This window comes from Candidatus Cloacimonadota bacterium (assembly GCA_028706475.1).
GTDB lineage: Bacteria > Cloacimonadota > Cloacimonadia > Cloacimonadales > Cloacimonadaceae > UBA5456.
Genome location: JAQWBI010000003.1, coordinates 49,334 through 70,228, shown reverse-complemented (window position 1 = coordinate 70,228; position 20,895 = coordinate 49,334). Strand labels below are relative to the sequence as shown.

General features: G+C 45.9%; 15 protein-coding genes and 1 other RNA gene. 13 read left to right on the top strand and 3 right to left on the bottom strand.

The genetic code is table 11. From position 1 onward, the window contains the following. Positions 1-112 precede the first annotated feature (112 nt). From PHF32_01665 to hydE, 3 genes are all read right to left on the bottom strand, one after another. A complete protein-coding gene (locus PHF32_01665; protein ID MDD4559439.1) occupies positions 113-5,548 on the bottom strand; it encodes a C25 family cysteine peptidase in 5,436 nt (1,811 codons plus the stop codon). 90 nt (positions 5,549-5,638) lie between these two features. After that, a complete protein-coding gene (locus tag PHF32_01660) occupies positions 5,639-6,670 on the bottom strand; it encodes a hypothetical protein (protein ID MDD4559438.1) in 1,032 nt (343 codons plus the stop codon). Positions 6,671-6,816: 146 nt separating this feature from the next. Then, on the bottom strand, positions 6,817-7,863 hold the full coding sequence (gene hydE / locus PHF32_01655) for a [FeFe] hydrogenase H-cluster radical SAM maturase HydE (GenBank protein MDD4559437.1): 1,047 nt from the start codon (positions 7,861-7,863) through the stop codon (positions 6,817-6,819). A gap of 420 nt (positions 7,864-8,283) precedes the next feature. Here hydE and PHF32_01650 point away from each other — a divergent pair, with 420 nt between their 5' ends. The 13 genes from PHF32_01650 (at position 8,284) to PHF32_01590 (ending at position 20,590) form a co-directional block, all read left to right on the top strand. Beyond that, positions 8,284-8,694 (top strand): hypothetical protein, encoded by a 411-nt coding sequence (locus PHF32_01650; protein ID MDD4559436.1) that lies wholly within the window; start codon positions 8,284-8,286, stop codon positions 8,692-8,694. Between the two features lie 393 nt (positions 8,695-9,087). After that, a complete protein-coding gene (gene infC / locus PHF32_01645; protein MDD4559435.1) occupies positions 9,088-9,690 on the top strand; it encodes a translation initiation factor IF-3 in 603 nt (200 codons plus the stop codon). A gap of 63 nt (positions 9,691-9,753) precedes the next feature. Next, positions 9,754-9,948 (top strand): 50S ribosomal protein L35, encoded by a 195-nt coding sequence (gene rpmI, locus PHF32_01640; protein MDD4559434.1) that lies wholly within the window; start codon positions 9,754-9,756, stop codon positions 9,946-9,948. Between the two features lie 12 nt (positions 9,949-9,960). Continuing rightward, on the top strand, positions 9,961-10,311 hold the full coding sequence (gene rplT, locus PHF32_01635) for a 50S ribosomal protein L20 (protein ID MDD4559433.1): 351 nt from the start codon (positions 9,961-9,963) through the stop codon (positions 10,309-10,311). Between the two features lie 113 nt (positions 10,312-10,424). Next, on the top strand, positions 10,425-11,450 hold the full coding sequence (gene pheS / locus PHF32_01630; GenBank protein ID MDD4559432.1) for a phenylalanine--tRNA ligase subunit alpha: 1,026 nt from the start codon (positions 10,425-10,427) through the stop codon (positions 11,448-11,450). Continuing rightward, positions 11,450-13,948, top strand: a complete 2,499-nt coding sequence (gene pheT, locus PHF32_01625) for a phenylalanine--tRNA ligase subunit beta (protein ID MDD4559431.1) — start codon at positions 11,450-11,452, stop codon at positions 13,946-13,948. Before pheS ends, pheT begins: the two co-directional genes overlap by 1 nt. A gap of 2 nt (positions 13,949-13,950) precedes the next feature. Beyond that, positions 13,951-14,274, top strand: a complete 324-nt coding sequence (locus PHF32_01620; protein MDD4559430.1) for a hypothetical protein — start codon at positions 13,951-13,953, stop codon at positions 14,272-14,274. 3 nt (positions 14,275-14,277) lie between these two features. After that, the gene (locus tag PHF32_01615; protein MDD4559429.1) at positions 14,278-14,544 is read left to right on the top strand and encodes a cell division protein ZapA; all 267 of its coding nucleotides are present in this window, start codon (positions 14,278-14,280) and stop codon (positions 14,542-14,544) included. 1 nt (position 14,545) lies between these two features. After that, a non-coding RNA gene (gene ssrS / locus PHF32_01610) (6S RNA) lies at positions 14,546-14,722 on the top strand. Between the two features lie 54 nt (positions 14,723-14,776). Beyond that, positions 14,777-16,342 (top strand): ribonuclease Y, encoded by a 1,566-nt coding sequence (gene rny / locus PHF32_01605; GenBank protein ID MDD4559428.1) that lies wholly within the window; start codon positions 14,777-14,779, stop codon positions 16,340-16,342. After that, positions 16,343-17,122 carry a TIGR00282 family metallophosphoesterase gene (locus PHF32_01600; protein ID MDD4559427.1) on the top strand — a complete coding sequence of 260 codons (780 nt, stop codon included), beginning with the start codon at positions 16,343-16,345 and terminating at the stop codon, positions 17,120-17,122. Next, entirely contained in the window at positions 17,122-18,075 is a 954-nt protein-coding gene (locus tag PHF32_01595) for a bifunctional 5,10-methylenetetrahydrofolate dehydrogenase/5,10-methenyltetrahydrofolate cyclohydrolase (protein ID MDD4559426.1), read from the top strand. The genes PHF32_01600 and PHF32_01595 overlap by 1 nt, the downstream gene beginning before the upstream one ends. Further along, positions 18,068-20,590 carry a hypothetical protein gene (locus PHF32_01590; GenBank protein MDD4559425.1) on the top strand — a complete coding sequence of 841 codons (2,523 nt, stop codon included), beginning with the start codon at positions 18,068-18,070 and terminating at the stop codon, positions 20,588-20,590. The genes PHF32_01595 and PHF32_01590 overlap by 8 nt, the downstream gene beginning before the upstream one ends. Positions 20,591-20,895 lie beyond the last annotated feature (305 nt).

Genomic DNA, 20,895 nt, shown 5'->3' with positions numbered 1-20,895 from the left:
ACAAAATGAGTAAGGGCACGATCTCTTGACCGTGCCCACGTTCTCATTTTGGCAGATGCCTAAGAAAACCCATATAATACAAGGCTTTAAGACATCCTATAGTCATTTGATACTATTTCATCAGCATTACTTTTCTGGTGAAGGCTTCAGATGAAGCTTCCATCCGAATCAGGTAGATACCGCTGCTTACGCCTTGACCACGGGAATCCTTACCATTCCACACTTTGCGGTGCTCACCGGCAGGCAGATCCCCATTAAATATCTCGCTTACCTTCTGTCCCTTCAGATTGTACACGCAAAGGCGTACCGGACCATCGTTGGCGAGAGCGAATGCGATGTTGGTTTCTGGATTGAAGGGATTGGGGTAGTTTCCGAGCAGAGAAGTGGTGTTGGGTATCTGCATTGGGTCTTCCGTATCCGATCCGCCCCAAGAGAATTCCACCATTTCGCTTTTCTTGCTATTGCCCTCAATGTACTTAGCGATTACATAGTAACAATAATCTCCGGTATTCAGAAGAGTTTCCTGATATGAGGGCATTTGCACTTCAGCTACCAATTCATAAGCACCGGCACCATAACGGCGATGAACCTCATATGAGTATATTGCGAAGTCTGGCTCCAGAGGTGGATTCCAGCTGAGGGACATCAGTGACTGATTGATCTGATGAGAGATATCGGTTACCGGCTTCAGGTAGTTCAGATAGAAATCTTGCTCCAGAATGGGAGTTTCATCGGTGAGAGTAAGGGTATAGGTATCCATGCTGTAGTAACCTTCTCCGCCAACAGAGAGCTCATGCTCTGCAAGAGGCATATACAAGCGGTAGAAGCCTTCCATGTTTGGAGAAGTACAGAGTCGGTTCTGATTGCTTACAAACACATTAGTGAAGTCCACATTGGGGTCGGAACTGCTTACGATGCCTTCAACCTTACCGGCATAGGCCAGGTAACCGCTGGTACGGACGTCGTCTATAAACCATCCGGGAGCTACTCCACCGTAGTTTGGCGCACCAAAGCTAAAGCGGAATTGAACTGTCTGGTTACCGTAACTTGCCAGGGGAATCCTCACCAGTGTCCAATCTTCCAAAACTCCTTGGTATCCGGGGCCTGCAAGTGCCACTACATTGCTAACGGGGTATCCGTTTTCTGGGCTAAGCACTTGCCATACTGAACCGCCATTGGTCGATATCTTTACGTTACCGCCGGCATTGACCGTACCGGTGTTGTATTTGTGCCAAAACTCCAGCATGAAGTTTGCACCTATGTAAACAGGTTGTGTTGTGAGATTATAACTGGCTCCGGGGCTGAAGTCGGAATCGAGTCTGGTAGCCCAGATCTTCGAACCGCTGTGGGCTCCGGCATACTCCGACACTCCCCATTCCCACCCGTTGTAAGCAGGTGAAGGTTCGAAGTATCCATTATCATATTCGAAGTCTTCGCTCATACCGGTGGTTCCCACACTTACCAGAAGCTGTGATGTATCGACGTTTGCATGATCCGCAAAGTAGCTCACATAGAATGTGATATTGTTACCCTGGGGTGTATCCGGGGATAGTGTGATGGGAAACATCATTTGTACAGTGCTTAGCGCTGGTACTGTTGCGATGCTCTCTCCAGTGCTTTCGAAGGTAACGTAGGGTGATATGCTCATGATACTGGCAGAAAGATTGAAGATATCCAGTTCTGAGATGTTGCTGAAGTTCACCACCATCTCTATTGTCTCGCCGGGTTCAGCCAGACCATTGGCATTGCCCTGAGCGTCGTTCATCATGTAACTGCTTACCATTATGCTTGGTCTGCGAACGGTGAAGCTTACTGGGTAGTTCCATTCGGATTCATCGTTAGTGATGTGCAACATCAGCTCAATCATGCTTCCGTCTGGGCAGTCCTCATCGATATACACAGTGATTGGGGTTTTATTTATGGCGCTGTTATCTCCGGGGATATCCGGATACAGACTCTCCCCTTGAACCAATTGTGCGAATGGGTGATTGATGCTGGCAGATACTGCGGCATCCGTTGCTGTGTTTAGCCCTTGATTGATCAGGCGAATTCCCAGTTCCACGGTCTCGGTTGGTTCGGCGATGTTATTGCCGTTGGGATCGGTTACTATGAGGTCGTGTACAATCAGGTGCGGTGTTTCATGCAAGACCGGAACTGTAGTGATGATAAGAGCGGATTGGTTCGAGAGCTGAGCTGCTCCGGGGGCATACTGATTGTTGTAGGTATATTCCAATCCCACGGTATTGCTGTGGTCTTTGATTCCGATGGTGGCATAATTACCATGCCTGGGAGAGTATCCACCCCCGCCAACGTCCATATTATTGAAATCCAGATATTGGATCTTGATCTTACCATCGCCAAGACTGGTCGGATGGTAGTTGGGATCATAGAAGATTACCTGGAATGTTTCCAGGGAACTGCGGTTGTATCCGTTGCGCATCTTGCTATACTCTATGATAAAATGATGGTTTTGGGCATCGTAGTATTTATATATACCGCTATCGCCCAACAGGATCAAGTCGTCCCAAAACGCTGCGATCATCGGTGATGGCCCAAGCCCGCCCGGCAGACGGCAGTTGCGGAATTCGGAGTTCTCAGTAACTCCCATTGCAATAAATCCGTTGGTGCTCACTGTAATCTGATTATAAGGCACACCATAAAATGGGAAAGTAAAGGGCAAATCAACTACTTCAAGAGTAGTGCTGCCGGTTTGGTCGCCTTCATCATCGCTGGTACCGCTGTCGCTAAGGGTGTTCAACCTGATCCCTCCTCCACTGAGAGTGGGGTCGATCTCGATCCATTCGTAAGTGGGGCAATCCATGAACTGGATATCGCTCATATCGTATATGAAGTAACCATAGCTATCGGGTCCCATCGGTGTGCTTTGGCTTACGTTTCCGATCGAAATGTTAAAAAAGGCATCCTGCATGAATCCGCTTTCATTGCTGAGGCGTACCCTAAAGGGAATTTGCATGCCGGGCACGAGAAGAGAGCGGGCAAATAGCCCGAAACTATCCAGAGTCCAAGTAAGTTCACCTGCATTGATGGTACCCACATAAGCACTATTATCTTCTACCAACACCAGGTCATTCAAGGAAAACAGCTGTGCGTTAACATTTTCAACGGAGGCAGTAGAGGAGTTTTTTATTCCCAGGTTCAGGGTTCCGGTTTCTGCTGGATCGAGTATTGAATTACTCCCAGCCTGTACGGTAATGCTTTCCACCGCCAATACGGCGTTGTGAGAGCTAATGTGAACAGGGAATTGATGCTGAGTACCAGCTCCATCGGTGAGAGTAAGCACCAGTCTGATGTCGTGATAACCGGGCAGATTGTGAGCGATATCAAAGAGCACAAATTCCTGTGCTAAAGCGGTTCCTCCGCTTGGGATATTCGGGAAGCTGATCTCTTCGCTCAGTAGTTCAATATAGGTATCTTCGGAGCTAACTGTACCACTGAGGGATACCAGTTCCACATCCGCAGTATTTTTGGCGGATAGCATCACAGCGATGCGTTCTCCGGCTTCCGCAGAGGCATTATCATTGCCCGCAGAACCGCTACTACCATCGTCAACGATCAATAAATCATGATAAACTAAGCCGCCGACATCTGGTTCCACATAGATCTGTGCTGGTTTTTTATCGTTCTTGGCTGCAGTTACAAGGATGCTCGTAGAGATTCCACCAGAGATATGAAGAGTGATGTTTCCAAATTCATCGGTGTATCCGCGATCCAGAATAGTGTTCTGATCTTCGCTGAATGCAGTAACGCTAGCATTTGCAATAGGATTGCCATTGGCATCCGTTATGCTTACATCCAGCAGATTTGTGCCTAGAGTAAGAGTAGCGGGGGCATTGATCTGCAAGCTTTCGGGAATGCCAACAAATACTTCCATGGTTGGATCGCCCATCAGATTGCACCAGTGTGCGAAGTAATTTGCCTCATTACTGTGTGAAGCTCCATACACCTCTCGGATGAACAGCCTGCCATTCAACAGAGCTTCACCCATGCTGCGCATATTGTTGGCAAAAATAGCGTTAAAGATACCGGCATTCAGAGTGTTATTAAACATGGTATGCGTTCCGCTGGTTGCCATACCTATAGCGGTAACTGCTCCGGAGGTATTTTGCGCAGTGCCCAACCGGATGAAGGTCTCTGTAGTGCCATCTCCATAGGAGCTGCCAAAGTTTCCGGTACTGCAGGTCAGAATTACCGCATGCGGAAGCATAGAACCGTTGTTCAGCGAAGAGCCGGGGCTCCAACCACTCATACCTATGTAACCACGATAGCCGAAGAAGTTTACGCCATCGTTGATACCGCTGTTTATAGCTGAAGAGTAGCTTCCGCTGTAGCTTTCGAAGAAGCTGTAATCGGGATTTACCATCTCAGCAAGTTCTTTAACATATTTGCAGTTATAAATGCATGAGACACCGGAGGAACTGGGGTCTCCGACCAAGAGTATTCTATTCAGCCAAGCCGCTGATGTGGGATCGTTTACAATGTCTTTTTCGTATTTATATACTTTGCTTAAAACAGTGGACAGTTGATCTGCGGTTTGCACGGAAATGCGGCCTATGAAGGCGTCTCCCAGATAATCGTTTCCAGCCAGGAAGGTATAAGGATAATCCCCTTCTCCGCCATAATTGGAGAAGTTTTCATAATGTGTGGGTATCTGCGGAGTATCACCTATTATCACTATGTAATCCGGTCGAGTGGCAGGATCGTTGTATTGAATTTGAATAAAGTTCTTGATAGCAGAAGAGGTCGAGCCTGTATCTTGAGTGCTCACCAGGTTCACTTCGTGCCCTTTTTGCCGCTTCCAGTTTGCAAACATATTGACCTGGGTCATATAGAATGTATTCACACCACTGGGGTAGATCATCAGGATTCTGCCATATTCATCCCCGCTGTGCAGGTTCCGGTAATCTGCAAAGTTCAATAAATTGGCTTCATAAATATCGCGGAAGGCTGGCGAATAATCTGCATAGGCAGGAATCTCCAGAGCGCCCTTTTCGTTTGTGAAGGATATCTTGATATCGATCTCTTCATGTACTGTCAGTTCCCCGCTCTGCGCATTCCATTGCAGGGGATTTACGCTGAATTGGAGCACGCGAAAATCTCTGAGAATAGCAATCTGATTGGTTTGTACCAGATCCTTGGGGGCAGATTCATTGTATTTGCTGCGATCGTACAGAAAGTTCGCTTTGTTTTCCTCGGAGTCAAAAACTGGCATCGGGTGGATGTCGCCAATGGTCTTGCTGCGTCCGCTGGTTACCTGTAGTTGGTAGGAACCGGTGGGGGGCAAGATGATGCTTCCGCTGAAAACTGGAAGATTCGGTCCCCCAGTATCTGCAGATTCTGAGGATTCAGCCATACTGAGAACATGAAAGTCTTCATTCTGAATGCTTTCTGTACTAATCTTCAATTCAGGAGTCCGGAACTTCAGTTCCAAATCTCTGGTATGAGAAGATGCAAGCGTTAACGGACCCGCCAGAAGGGTCAGCACTGTAAAACAGTTTAATAGTAATAGTAGAATCAGCTTTTTTCTCATTTTTTCTTATGCTCCATATACGTAAAAGGAACCTGAAACATATCGTCAGGTTCCTTTAGAATTTATTGAACTAGTTAAAACTGGTACGCATCAGTTCATTTTATAGAAATAGATACCGTTGTCGCGGGTACCAACGATCAAAGTGTCGTCAATCATATTGACGGTGTTCACATATCCGCCTTCGGTAATCTGTTTGACCAGCCGTGGACGGGCAGGATCGCTGATGTTGAAAACATAGCAACCACCACCACCGGAACTGATCGCTATGGTATTATTGGAATAGGCTATATCCGAAGCGTATCCGGTGGTAAGGTATTCGGCTACATGAACCGGATTGGTCTTATCGCTCAGGTTCACAACCTGCAAACCTCCCTGCCGAGCGGCGATATAAGCATAATTGTTGTGAATAACCACTTGTTCCGCTTCGCCTTTTACGGCCAGTTCACTAATTACTGTACCGCTGGGTTTATCGATTACCAACAAGCCTCTCTGTTGAGCGGCTGCATACAGGTAGCTGGCGTCTATATCCAAACCGGATACTATAGCCGGAACTTCAATACCCCCGTTTGTGTAATTAGGATACACATTAGCCTCATAAGCTCCGTTGTAAGCGAGCAGTGAGATTCGGTTTGACAGGCAATAAGCAATGTCGAATACATGGTTATCTGTGGGAGTGTCCAAGTCATAAATGGCAATGTCGTGGATGTCCTGAGTGTTCCCGATAATGGAATGAAGCCATATCAGACTATCTGGATTTGCGCTATCAAGAATATATATAGTGTCCGTTTTTTGGATTTCATTGATCAAAAGGCGATCATGGGCTGGAGAAACTGATATCCTGCGGGTACGGTACAGGATCTCATCAGAACCATCAGCAGCTTCTATCTTGGTGTACCATTCAAGATGATGATTATCGAGATTAATGGTAGCAACACCGCCCTGATCCAATGCCACAAAAGCGTGTGTATCCCCAATCTCTATCTCACAGGGATTACCGACCACCGGTACCTGCGCCAGGAGTTCATAATTTTTTCCCCCGTCAAAGGCTGTATTGCGTTCTGCACAAGCGGTTAATGCCAGCATAACTACCAGCGACATATATATTAAAACCTTTCTCGACATCAAGATCCTCCATCATATCGATCGCATAATTTTCTTCTAGCAGCTTTGTATGCAAGAAGCATTCCCAAAGCTTTCCTTTTACAAAAAAAGAAAGACTCTGCCTTATGATAATCAGCAGAGCCATGTGTTTATGATATAATTCTCAGCTATTTAGTCCGTGATGCAAAATGACAGGAGTCTCCCCATTCATCGAAACCGATGCTTTCTCCAATGGATTCGATTCGGCGGCTAAGGCAACCTATACACTGATCGGCATTCTCATCCAGGCAGGGTTTACCTTCATACAACTGGTATCCTTCCCGATACTTGGTGTCCGTGATGTTTGGCATCAGCACATTCGCTCCGGCCAATAGCCCCAGTTCTCTTCCTTCGGGATGTAGCGCCTGCAGAGCGGTTGTGGCGGCAATATTTATATCCTTCAATGCAATGCGGCAGCATGCAATCAGTTTTAGGCCCATCTTTAGGGCATTATCGGCATCAAAACCCTCTATCAGGTGCTTCAAAGGAGTTCCATGATGCGGGATATAAGGACCCATGCCCAACATATCTATATCAATATCATAAAAGAACAGGATGTCATTTGCGATGGATTCCACTGTTTGTCCGGGAAGACCCACCATGATGCCCGTTCCCACTTGGTATCCGGTTTTCCGCAATAGACCAAGGCATTGCTTTCGATAATCAAAGCTGTGATCGGCGGGATGCAGTTTTCTATACAAATCCCGATCAGAAGTTTCAATCCTCAGCAGATATCGATGTGCTCCTGCATCAAACCAGCGCTTATATACGTCTTCGCTCTGTTCGCCCAGGGAAAGGGTGATTCCCAGTTTTCCCCCGGAAAGCTGTTTTATTCCAAGTATCAGCTCTTCGATGAAGTCTGTCCAGGCTTTGTCCGAGCGTTCCCCGGCTTGAATTACCAAGCTGCCGTAATGCTGTTCAAAACACCATTTTGCCTCAGCGAGAGCTTCATCCATGCTGATTGTATAGCGTTCAAAATCTGGATTGCTGCTGCGAATGCCGCAATAGTAGCAATTCTTTGTGCAGATGTTACTTAACTCTATGATTCCGCGGAAATAGACCTTGGTTCCCACATACTGTTTTTTTACAGCATAAGCCTGTTTGTACAGGGCTTGCAGCTCATCCTCATTTGTGAGGCTGAGCATTCTAATCAGTTCATTTTTATCTGGACACATCTATTATCACCTCTTTTGATATAATACCTGTTAGTGCAGTATCGGCAAACTATATTCCCGGAATTGCCCTTTCTTAGCTGGTGAACCTGATCAACAACCCCCTCCCTCTCTACCAACGCTGTGGGTCAAGCTATGCCGAAGCAGATATAAAGCTGTTATTATCTAGTGCCCACTCGATGATAACCCGATGATATCTGCTTTATATCTGCTTTACATAAAGAGCTAGTACATGATGTCAAAGAATGATTAATAGTACTTGATGCTAAATTGTTCTTGACAACAATTCCTCGATTTCGATTGGTGCAAACATGGCTTAGCCGCACGGATCAGCTTGCGTAAATATTGAAAATCGCCATTCTCAGAGGGAATTCTTATTCTGGTTCAAGTTAGGCAAATCAGAATGACTGCACAGGAGTAACGATGTCAGACAGTATCTATTCTCAACCATTTTATGCCCGAATACCATCCATGTTGGTAGCAAAAGACAAGCTTGTGGGTCTTAATCCTGAAGATGAGGTGATGTCTCGCTTGGAAAATCGTCTCGAAGTGGAGGGAATCAAGCTGGAAAACATGCGTAAATTTGGATCTGATATACCCGTATCGGAAGAGGATAAGGCACAAGGCAAGCGGGGTTACGAGTATTGGGTTCAGGTACCCGGGTATGCCTACGATTTTCCCGGATTGCTGGTAGAGTCCTTTAACGGTGGCAATTATGTGGCACTAAAGATCGAGAATCCCTTTGAAGACCCTTTCACGCGCATTCCCGGAGCATGGGAAAGATTGATAAAGCACATCGAGGAACAGTGTATTACCACAGATTGGCAGCATTAAGCTGGGGATTGCCTGGAAGAAGTATCTGTCTCGGATTCTTCTGTAAGCATGACAATATACATCAGAGTGAAGGATTGATATAGTGTGAGCCGGTAAGGATGGCAGTGATCACTAACTGTTATAATACTGCAATCCTTCAAGTATTATATACAGTATCGATAATTTGTATTGACAGATTTCCTAGCTATAAAAATAGTGATAGTAAATGAAGCCGCCAGCTTCTGCCTTGCTGCCTGAATGTGCGTGCAGGGCTATACATAGACAACAAATACGTGTAGATAATTACTATTGAAGCAGGCGGAGTTTCCTCAAGGAGATTTCGCCTGCTTCATTTCCGGTAAGAAGGAGGTTCTTATAATCCGGATTAAGCGTTTCAAGGCTAAGACCAAGGAAGTGGTACCGAAAGAGAGAATTAATCAGCAGATTACAGCAGAAAAAGTTCGCCTGATTGGCTCTGATGGTAAGCAAATCGGTGTAGTGTCCATTCGGGAAGCTTTACGCAGAGCGGAAGAAGTTGAGCTGGACTTGGTGGAGATTTCCCCCAATGTCGATCCTCCCGTATGTCGTATCCTTGATTTTAGTAAATATTATTTCCAGAAAGAAAGGAAAGCCAGGGAAGCTAAGAAAAAACAGCATGAAGTAGAGATGAAAGAGATCAAATTCGGTCCCAACACCGAAGAACATGATTATAACTTCAAGAAAAACAACGCGATCAAGTTTTTAAGACAACACAATAAGGTGAAATTCACGGTTCGGTTCCGCGGGCGTCAGATGGCGCACAAGGATCTGGGCTATCGGGTGTTGGAAAAGCTTAAGGAAGATCTTGCCCACATTGTTGACGTGGATCAGGAAGCGGTAGCCGACCGCAATCTTCTTTCGATCGTGGTTTCCCCCAAAAAGGATATTGACCGCATCCTCGCTGAAGCTGATAAAACCCAAGAGGTTCCGGCAGCAACTCCGGCTCCTCAAACAAAGGCTTCCCAGGACGACGAGTAAATAGATATTACCGGCGGGCTATTATCAGCCGGCTCTTACAGAGATTAATTTAAGGAGATACAAATGCCAAAGATCAAAACCAATCGATCTGCCGCTAAGCGCTTCAAGCTAACCGGCACCGGAAAAATCGTGCGTCACCACGCCAAGGCAGCACACATCAAAACCAAGAAAACGCGTAAGTTGAAACGTAACCTTAGCACCAGCGCCATCGTGGTAAAATGCGACGAGAAAAGAATCTACAGAATGCTGGGAATGTAAAGGAGAATAAAGATGCCTAGAGTTACAAATAATGTAGCAGCCCATCGCAGAAGAAAAAAATATATGCTTGCCGCCAGAGGTTATTTTGGCCGCAGGAGTAAGACTTACCGCGTTGCACGCCAGACCGTAGAGCGTGCCATGGCTTTCTCTTTCGCTCATAGAAAGTTGAAAAAACGCCAATACCGCAGCCTATGGATTACCCGCATCAATGCCGCATGCAGATTGAACGACATGAGCTACAGCCGATTTATAAACGGATTGCACAAATCCAATATAGAGATAAACCGCAAAACCTTGGCACACCTTGCCTGGCACGATGCCGGCGCTTTTGCCCATCTCGTTGAGATTGCCAAAAACGCTTAATTGATATGATATACTAAGGGATGCTCCCGAAAGCATCACAATCTATACAGGGAAAGCGGTTTTGGTATTAAAACCGCTTTCTTGCTAATTGACATGATACAAAGGATTGTATAGTGCAAGAAAAGCTGGAACTCATCATCAAACAGGCGGAGCAGGAGATTGCCCAATGCTCCAATACCAATGATATATTGAATAGTAAAGCAAAATACCTGGGCAAAAAAAGTGAATTGAACGGTCTTTATGCCAAAATGAAGGAGTTGAGTCCGGAGCAGCGTCCTGCTTTCGGTAATCAGCTAAACTCCGTTCGAACCAAGATAGAAAGCTTGTTGAACGCTCAAAGCACAGCCATTAAAGAAGCTGCTTGGAAACAGGACCGCAAGACCTTTGATCCCAGTATGCCCGGATTGAATCTGGGACGTGGGGGTTATCATCCCCTCACAATAGTACGCAGAGAGATCGACGAGGTATTTCTCAGCATGGGCTTCGAGATCGCTGAAGCAAATGACATCGAAGATGAATTCCACAATTTCGATGCGCTGAATACTCCGCAGGATCATCCTTCCCGCAATCTGGCTGATACCTTTTATGTAGAGGGTAGAAAGCTCTTGAGAACTCAAACCTCTACAGTGCAGATCAGAGTAATGGAAAGCTATAAACCACCTATCCGTATCATTTCTCCGGGGCGATGTTATAGAAACGATAAACCCGATCCCTCACATTCCCCCGTCTTCCATCAAGTGGAAGCATTGGTAGTAGATAAAGGTGTAAGCATGAGTGATTTGCAGGATACCTTGCAGAACTTTGCGAGCATCATGTTCGGTTCTAGCGTGAAAAGCAGGATCAGACCACATTTCTTCCCCTTCACAGAACCAAGTGCGGAGATGGATATCTCCTGTGTTGTCTGTGCCGGTAAGGGCTGCCGCGTGTGTAAACAGAGCGGATGGTTGGAGATGGGCGGCGCTGGCATGGTGGATCCGGCTGTCTTCGATATCCTGGGCATAGACAGTGAGCTTTACACCGGATTTGCCTTTGGTTTGGGTATCGAGCGCATCGCCATGCTGAAATACAATATTCCGGATATGCGAATACTATTTGAGAATGATCTGCGGATGTTGCGTCAGTTCAAAGGAGAGCTGTAATGAGAATCGCATTATCGTGGTTAAAGCGTTATCTGCCCCTGCAAGATTACGCTGCTGAACTGGCTGACCTCTTGACTTTCGCAGGTATCGAAGTGGAGGCCATCGAAGAGTTGAAAGCTTTGGGCAACACTGTAATCGCTGCCAAAGTCATCTCGGCTGAACCGGTACCGAAGACCGATCATCTGAAGTTTTGTGTAGTGGACATCGGTGATACAACGTATGCCGAAAAGGACGATAATAACTGCATTCAAGTAATATGCGGTGCGCCAAATTGTGAATCCGGAATGATGGCGGTTTTGGCATTGCCCGGCACGGAACTAAAAGACTTTAGTATATCAAAAGCCAAGATCCGGGGGATACACTCCCATGGAATGCTATGCTCGGAACGTGAACTGGGTTTATCGGATAGTCATGCCGGAATAATCCGTTTACCGGACGACATCGCTATCGGAGAACTGGCGGATGTTATCTTCGAATTACCGGATACGATTTATGAACTGGAGATTACTCCCAATCGCAGTGATCTTCTGGGTTACAAAGGTATAGCCCGCGATCTCTCGGCCCGGCTTGGCGTGGCAGTGAAGGAGCCTGAGATCAAGCTTCCGCAATTGAAGCAGTCGGCACTAAAGCTTGGGTTGCACAATGAAGAACCCCAGCTTTGTCCACGTTATACTGCCAGAGTGATTGAAGGTGTGAACGTAAAGGAATCGCCGCTATGGATGAAGATCGCATTGATAAAGAGCGGTTTACGGCCAATCAATAATCTGGTGGATATTACGAACTATGTGATGATGGAGACCGGTCATCCCCTGCATGCTTTCGATTACGATGTTTTGGCATCTCGCAAAGAAGACCAGGGTTATCCGGATATTGTTGTGCGCAGAGCCAGCGAAGCTGAAGGCTTTGTAGCTTTGGATTCCAAAAGCTACAGACTGAATACCGAAGACTTGGTGATTGCAGATGGTAAGAGACCTTCTGCTTTGGCAGGTGTGATGGGTTCAAAGCTATCCGGGATCAACGCAAACACCTCAAACATCGTGTTGGAGAGTGCCGCTTTCCATCCCGGGAACATCCGCAAAACTTCATATAATCACAAAATCAGCTCCGATTCTTCCTACCGTTTTGAACGCCACCTATCTGCTCGCTATGCCAAAGAGATCAGCGATAGAGCTACTCAGCTTCTGGTGGAACTTGGCTGTGCCAGCGCTATGGGTGAATTGATTGATAGCTATCCTCTCGTGGAAGAAGAGATCATCCTGGGAGTTCGTCCTTCCCGCTTTGAGCATCTGGTAGGCTTTAGCATAGATCCCTCTCAGATAAAAGAGATAATGCAGAAACTGGGTTTTGTGTATCTGAAAGACGCAGCTTACATAAAGGGACCGGTGGCAGATCTGCAGAATCTGGCGGATCCGAAAAGCGAAAAAGACAATGCTCAATACTATCGTGTACCCGGTTACCGAAAGGATGTAAGCCGGGAAGCAGATATCCTGGAAGAGCTTGCAAGGCTTATCGGTTACGATAAAGTTCCTGTTAAAACTCCGCCCAAGCAAGTGATGGACCGTCATGCATACCGGATTCAGAAAAAAGCCGCAGAATGGATGGTGGCTTGGGGAGCTTATGAGACATTAAACTACAGTTTCACTGATCCTCTACAGATGCAAAACTTGGGGATGACCGATAGTGAACTGCCCTATATAGGCCTGATCAATCCGCAAAGTAGCAATCAATCCGTGATGCGGGTATCACTGGTACCACAACTCTTGACTAATCTTGCTTATAACTTGAACCATGCTGAACGTAATGTGAGACTCTTTGAACTGGGTAAAGTGTATCTCAAGACAGCGGACGGGCATGTGGAACCCAGACATCTGGGAGCAATCTGCACAGGTAATGTACAAGATGAACATTATAGCGCAAAAAGCAGTCAATTGGGTTACGCTTGGGCGAAAGGCTGCTTTGAAGGCCTCTTGAATAGCATCGGTCTCGATTGGAAAAGTAAAAGTATCAAGCTGCCATATCTGGTTGAGGATGAGTCGTTTGCCTATTACTTCTCCGATCGTTTACTGGGTTACTTCGGCAGAATCACAGCCCCGGTCTTGGAAGCTTGGGGGATAGATGCAACCGTATTGAAACAAGAAGTATGGATAATGAACTGGGAGATGGAGGAATTGATATCTGCCTCCAGAACGCAAAGCATTAGCTATCGTGATATTCCCCGTCATCCGGCTGTCATAAGAGATCTCTCTTTCTTGCTGGCCGATGCATTTAGTTATTGCGAGATCAGGGAACATATCATGGCTTTGGATAAAGGGCTTGTATTGGATGTGCAAGTCTTCGATGAGTACCGTTCAAAGCAAATCCCGGAAGGTTTTAGAAGCCTAAGCTTGCATATAGTACTACAAGACCAAGAAAAAACATTGACAGATGAACGCGTTGATCATGTCATGACATTAATTCAAAATACACTGACAGATAAATATGATTTAAGAATGAGGTAAGGATGGAAAGCCCTATTGTAAACCTGCAGGAGAGATTGCAGAAACTGATCGATCAATACAGCGCAGATAAAAAGACTATGGAAGAGCTAAAAAAGCAGTATGCACAATTAAGAGAAGAAAATGTGCAACTGATGTCTCAGATCGAAGACTATGCCAAACAACTGGGAGAGTCCGAGAGCAGTCTGAAGAGCCTGCAAATAGAGCATAAAGAACTGGAAAACAAACACAAAGAAATGCAAAATATGCTCTTTGGCATAGAGAGCTTTGCTGATGATGCCATAAAGAAAATCGACAACATATTTCCCAAGCTTCAGGAAAGTGAGTAAAACATGCAATCAGTAGAGGTGGAGATCTTTGGGCGTCGTTTTCGCCTGAGAAGTGACAATCCCACCCGCACAGAGAGGATTGCGGCAGAATTGTCGCAACAAATAACAGAACTATATGAAACATACGAACATCTGGATTTTGCCCGGTTACTGCTCCTTGCGTGTTTTCAACGGGAAGAAAACCTACAGAAGGCCCTGGAAGAGAACGATACCCTGAAGAGTGAACTGAACCGAGTGAACCAAATGATCGAGAAAATGATGACATTATAACATATGCCTGCGGTATGCGTGATATGGATTGCATAAAAGCCATTCACTATGAAGGGAATCGAGCCATGGGTAGCATGCGTGCCGACTTGTTTCGGATACATAAAGCCCACAAGGTAGATACCCACCTGCAAAACGGCTTTGTAAAAAGTCAAACATACACGGTACTCGCGGGCCATTAATTCCGCCCTTCCCTTTCTTGGGGAGGCGTAAATAGATCGAAGGAAATATTATTATGCCAAATGCATACATCATGTTGGCAATAGGCCTTGTTTTGGGCTTTGCCATTGCCTTGGTGATATACCTTGCAAAGCGAAACTCTGCTTTCAAACTGATATCACAGAGCAACCAGATAGCAGAAAACATCCGAAGAACCGCACAAACGGAAGCGGAGAACGAAAAGAAGGCTGCTCTGCTGGAAGCCCGAGAAGATTGGTTCAAGCAAAAACGCATTCTTGACGAAGAAGTGAAAGAACGCCAGCGCGAACTGCGCTTGCAGGAAAAGAAGTACAATGAGCGCCTCAGTAGTTTGGATAAACGGCTAGACTCTCTGGATAAAAAGGAAAACAGCCTCAGCGAACAAGAACGAAAGCTAAAGAGCAAAGAAGAAGAAATTCAACAGCGTAAAACAGAATATGAAGCAGTGTTGAACGAACAGAAGCAGAAGTTGGCCGAAGTGGCAGGTCTCTCCCGCGAAGAAGCCTTGGAACGCCTGCGTCAGGAATTGATTACCACTGCCAGACAGGTTGCTGCAAACGATGCCAAATTGAGCATTGAACAGATCAAGCTGGACGCTTCCAAAAAGTCTGCCGAGATCCTTTCTACTGCTATACAACGGATGGCAGTGGATCACGTTTCAGAGACCACTGTTTCGGTAGTTTCTTTGCCTTCGGACGAGATGAAAGGACGTATTATTGGGCGTGAAGGCCGCAATATCCGTACTTTCGAGAAGGCTTCCGGAGTAGATCTGATCATCGATGACACTCCTGAAGCGGTAGTACTGTCTTGCTTTGATCCCGTACGGCGAGAAATTGCTCGTTTATCCTTGGAAAAGCTCATATCAGACGGCCGCATTCATCCCGGTAGAATCGAAGAAGTGATCTCAAAGACAACCAAAGAAATGGACGAAACCCTAGTTAAGATAGGTGAAAAAGCGGTATTGGAAACCAATATTCACAACATCTCACCAAACCTGATTAAGGTGCTTGGTCGGCTCAATTACCGTACCTCATATGGTCAAAACGTACTGCAACATTCCATCGAAGCTGCATGGATTTGCGGGATACTGGCCGCAGAACTGGGATTGGATCAGGAGATAGCCCGCAGAGCCGGATTGTTGCATGACATTGGGAAAGCGGTTGACCACGAATTTGACGGCACTCATGCTATTATTGGAGCAAATCTGGCCCGTAAGAACGGGGAAGGAAAGCTAATTGTAAACGCCATAGAAGCGCATCACGAAGAGGTGGAAGCCATATCGGTGTTTGCTGCCTTGGTCCAAGCTTCCGATGCCATATCCGGAGCTCGTCCCGGAGCGCGTAGAGAAATGCTGGAAACCTATATGCAACGTCTGGCCAAGCTGGAAGAGATAGCAAACTCGGTGGAGGGTGTAAACAAATCTTACGCCATTCAAGCCGGTCGAGAACTGCGCATTATCGTGGAGCCTACGATGGTAGAAGAGAATCAGACTCCGCTGTTAGCTACAGAAATCGCAGCATCCATCGAGAAACAAGTGCAGTATCCAGGGCAGATAAAAGTGACAGTGATCCGCGAGACGCGGCAGATAGCCATGGCAAAATAGATGCGAGTACTCTTCTTTGGCGATGTCTTTGGCAAACCCGGCAGAAGTATTTTATGTGCTCATCTGAAGAGCATGATCAGTGAATACCGAGTCGATTTTGTGATCGCCAATGGGGAGAATCTTGCCGATGGCAAAGGCCTAACCGAAAAGACCTTAAAGCCGCTGTTCGCAGCGGGTGTGGATGCTGTTACCAGCGGCAATCACCTTTGGGATCGCGAAGAGTCCCTGGATTATATAGTTCGCGAACCCAGAATTCTAAAACCCATGAACTACCCCAGTGCGGCTCCGGGAAATTGCAATTTCCTTTTGCAGAAGGATGACTTGTGCTTGGAGATTATCTGCCTTACCGGACAGATATTTATGCCTCCCTGCAACTCTCCTTTTGAAGCTTTTGATAGCTTTTGGAGTGGGCGGAATACGGGGACGCCTTTGTTTGTAGATATCCATGCAGAATCCACTTCAGAGAAGCGCGCAATGGGATGGTATCTGGATGGAAAAGCTGCAGTGGTGGTGGGTACTCATACCCATATTCAGACTGCAGATGAGGAGATATTGCACGGCGGAACGGCTTATATTACAGATGTTGGCATGACGGGCGCTCACAACAGCGTGATCGGAGTCCGCAAAGAAATTATACTGGAAAAGCTGAGTACTTCAGTACCGCATCGCTTTGAATCTGCTGATGGAGGTCTAATGGTGAATGCGGTTATAATAGATCTGGATGATGTTGGGAAGCGAGCAACCCACATCTCGAGACTACGTTATCCGGTGGAGGTATAGTGCCAAAAGTATTATCCGGAAAAGCAATAGCATTGGCAATCAACAAGGTTTCCAAAAGCTTGGTGGCAGAGTATGATTTGAAGCCCAAGATGCTTTTGATTCAAGTGGGAGATGATCCCGCCAGCTCTTACTATGTACAAAGTATAGTGAATACAGCTGCAAAACTTGGTTGCGAGGCAGAATTGCTTGCTTTAGTAATAGATTGTGGGCAGGAAAAGCTACTGAAAATTATTGCTGAGGCAAACGATAATCCTGATATTCACGGGATCATGATCCAGAAACCCTTGCCCAAAGACATTGATGACAGCATAATAAACATCAGTGTGAGCCCAGATAAGGATTTGGACGCTCTGCATCCGGTGAATTTGGGTAAGATACTGATGGAGAATGAGGTGTTTTTGCCCTGTACACCTGCTGCGGTTTATTATACCATGAGATATTATGGGATAGACCCCAAGGGGAAACACACTGTGATTCTGGGGCGTTCAAACGTGGTTGGTAAGCCATTGGCAAACATCTTGCTGTGGAAGAGACCTTTTGCAAACGCCACCGTAACAATATGCCACAGCCAAACCCGGAATCTGGAGCAAATATGCAGATCGGCAGACATTCTGATTTCCGCCATTGGCAAAGCGCATTTTGTGAAAGCTGATATGATTCGTGAAGGCTCAGTATTGATCGATGTGGGGATCAATGAGATTATTAGTCCTGATGGCAGCAGCTCTTTTGTGGGAGACGTGGATTATGATGCCTGTGCCAAAAAGGCTGGTTCTATTACTCCCGTACCCGGAGGAATTGGCCGTATAACCACTTCTGTTTTGTACTTAAACTTGGTAAAAGCAAACCTGATGGCAAGAAGAATAAATAAATATGTTGACGAAATCATAGACGTCAATTTTAGTGAAGACCATAATAAAAAACACAACCTGATGTTTGGGAGGACCGATGAGTAATAAGAGATATAATCTCTTGGCAATCATCATTTTACTGGCAGTTACAGTGCTTTCTGTAACCGGATGTGGAAAGTCAGGAAGCAGATTTGAGAACCTGCCTCCGGAGATCAGCATTACTTCATATGAAGGCTGGACTGACGACAATGTTCCCGCCACTGTGGACACACTATCTTTCAAGTATTCATTTCAACAGAAAATCTATTGGCATGCTACCGATCCTGATGGCGTAATAACCGGCTTTGCATTCCGCGTTTTGGACGAAAACATGGAACCCATTCCAACTCCCGGATACGAATACATCAGCAGTGCTGAAGATGGCATGATCCCTGATGTTATCTTGCAGAGTGAGACACTCCAGGGCAATTCCAAAGAAGGCTGGGCGTATCACTATCTGCCAAGTGCGGACGAGAGCATACCATTGGACAGCCCTGAAGCTGATAGAACTATATGGACTACTCAGAAATATGCTGTCATCAACTTCCCCGCTGCAGATTCCTTGGGTAATCCTTTGAATCTGATTTGCCATTTTGAAGTGATAGCAATCGACAACCGTGGTGATATCACTGCTCAATCTGCCTGGCGTAGATTCCGCACGGATACCGCCCGTCCCACTTGCCTGATGGATACCACCAAGGGTAATCCCAACGGCAAGGATGTGGGTAGCGGCATCAAACTGAAGTTTACCATGCATGATTCTGATCCATTTATTGATGAAGTTCCACATAGATTTGAATTTCGTATGATGAAGATCAACGAAGCTGGAGTGACGGTACCTGGGACAATGACAGATTGGATTAAAACAGATGATGCAGACCGGATAGACGAGTATCTGCTAACTGGATTTACCGATCCCCCTCTGGTATATGACTATACAGAAGACGGCGTGGATTTGGGTACAATCACCAAGATTGAAGGCCGGGCGACTGATCTTGCCGGCGCAACATCACAGCCTGCTGTGGGAGACTCTACAAATTTTATTACCTTCAAAGTAAAGCCAGGCTTTAGCCCTCGCACTTTGCTGTACCACAAAAAAATTATTGCCTTAGGTGATAACCATTTTGATGACTACAGCAACGATAGCTATAATGTTGATACTCCGCCTGTAAGTCTTTCCGGTGGTAGGACACGCTATGGAACATCACTTTTCAAAGAAAATATCATCCCCGAAGGCGATACCTTGGCAACTGAGATTTACTCCGTGGTTCACAGCCCGAACCTGAAGATCTGGTTACGCTGGGGTTGGTGGGGTGAATATGTGAATGATAAAGACAATACATACCCCACACATGATGAAAACGATCCGACCTCATCAAAGTTCCCCAAAAAGGTTGATGTGGTGCTCAGCGATAACTCTCCAGATCAAGATAATCCTGTGAATTACTATAGCGAGATCACCCACTATGATCTTCGCTACGACGGTAATCCTTATGTATTCCCGCCTTTCCCTGGTGAAGAGTATAATTACATGGATGAAAATGGTAAGGTATGGCTGAGACTTCCGGTTTCCTCTCCGCTTAATCAGTCTATCGTCCTCACTACAAATATGGTAGAGCCTGGGTTCCACAAATTTGAAGTTCGTTGCGTTGACATGCAGGGAATCGCTTCTGAGAATCCCGCTGTGATAAACTTTGTGATCAGAGAACAGATAGATCCCGCAAATCGCAGTGGTGTTCTGATTGTGGATGACGATGAAGATAACGCAAATTATTCCCCCGATGCCATAGTAGATGAGCTCTACGGAGAAATGACCAGCGGATTGGGTCTTGCTGCCAGCGATATTGATGTAGTAAAGTACAGCCCCAATGGTGTGGGTTCATTACCGACAGATGGCCGCAAGCGAAAATTGGCCTACGGTTTGCTACAGAACTACAAAATGGTGATCTATCATTGTGATCATCCGACGGTCGGCGGCAACCTGAGTAATGAGAATGACGCTCTTGCTCTTTATATGACGAATGGAGGTAACTTGGTGATATCATATTCCCGCTTTATAAAATCCAAGCTGGAAGATATATCAGTACTTACCTACAAACCGGATACCGGCTCAGAATCAAGCTTGTTAAAGGCTCTTGGACTACCAAATGTTCCCAAGCTCAAGGAATTTATCAATCCCACCAATGATGTGTTCTTTATGAAAGCAGTTGGCAATACTCAACTTGGGTATCCAGATCTTGATCTGCGCTATGAATATGAATCGGACGATGAATGGATAAATCCGGTCGTAAACCTGTTACAGGGATTTGCCGGTATTGCTTATTTCGATGATTCAAACGGAGAACAAAACCACAATGGAGAAAACATCTACTCCATCGGAGCAAAACCTGTCGATTGGCCTGTACGTCCACCTACGCAAGAGCAGTTTGATTTTTACAACGGACGCTCAATTGGGATGAGACACATCAATGGCGAGAGCAACAAAATGTCCAGAGCTTACCTGTTTACTTTCCCGCTTTCCTACATGGAAATTGAGGATAGCAAAGCCTTGATCACGAAGATCTGGTCTGAATTAATGTAATATCCCAAACAATTATATAGAAAGGAGAGACCGGCTCGCTTGGGCTGGTCTCTTTTCTTTGGATGATTCCATTGCTAAAAGTTAATACTGCCCTATGGTTCAATATGTGCCGAAGCTGATATAAAGCCGTTATAAAGCAGTGGCCACCCGATGATAACCCCATGATATCTGCTTTAGTACCCGTTTACATGCCAGTAGAGTAAAGAGATAGAAAATCTTCCACATTCGATAAAGCACTTAACTGGTTGATAGAATGATAGTTGTATACTACTGGTCACGTTTCATAGCTTCTTTAATCCCGAATA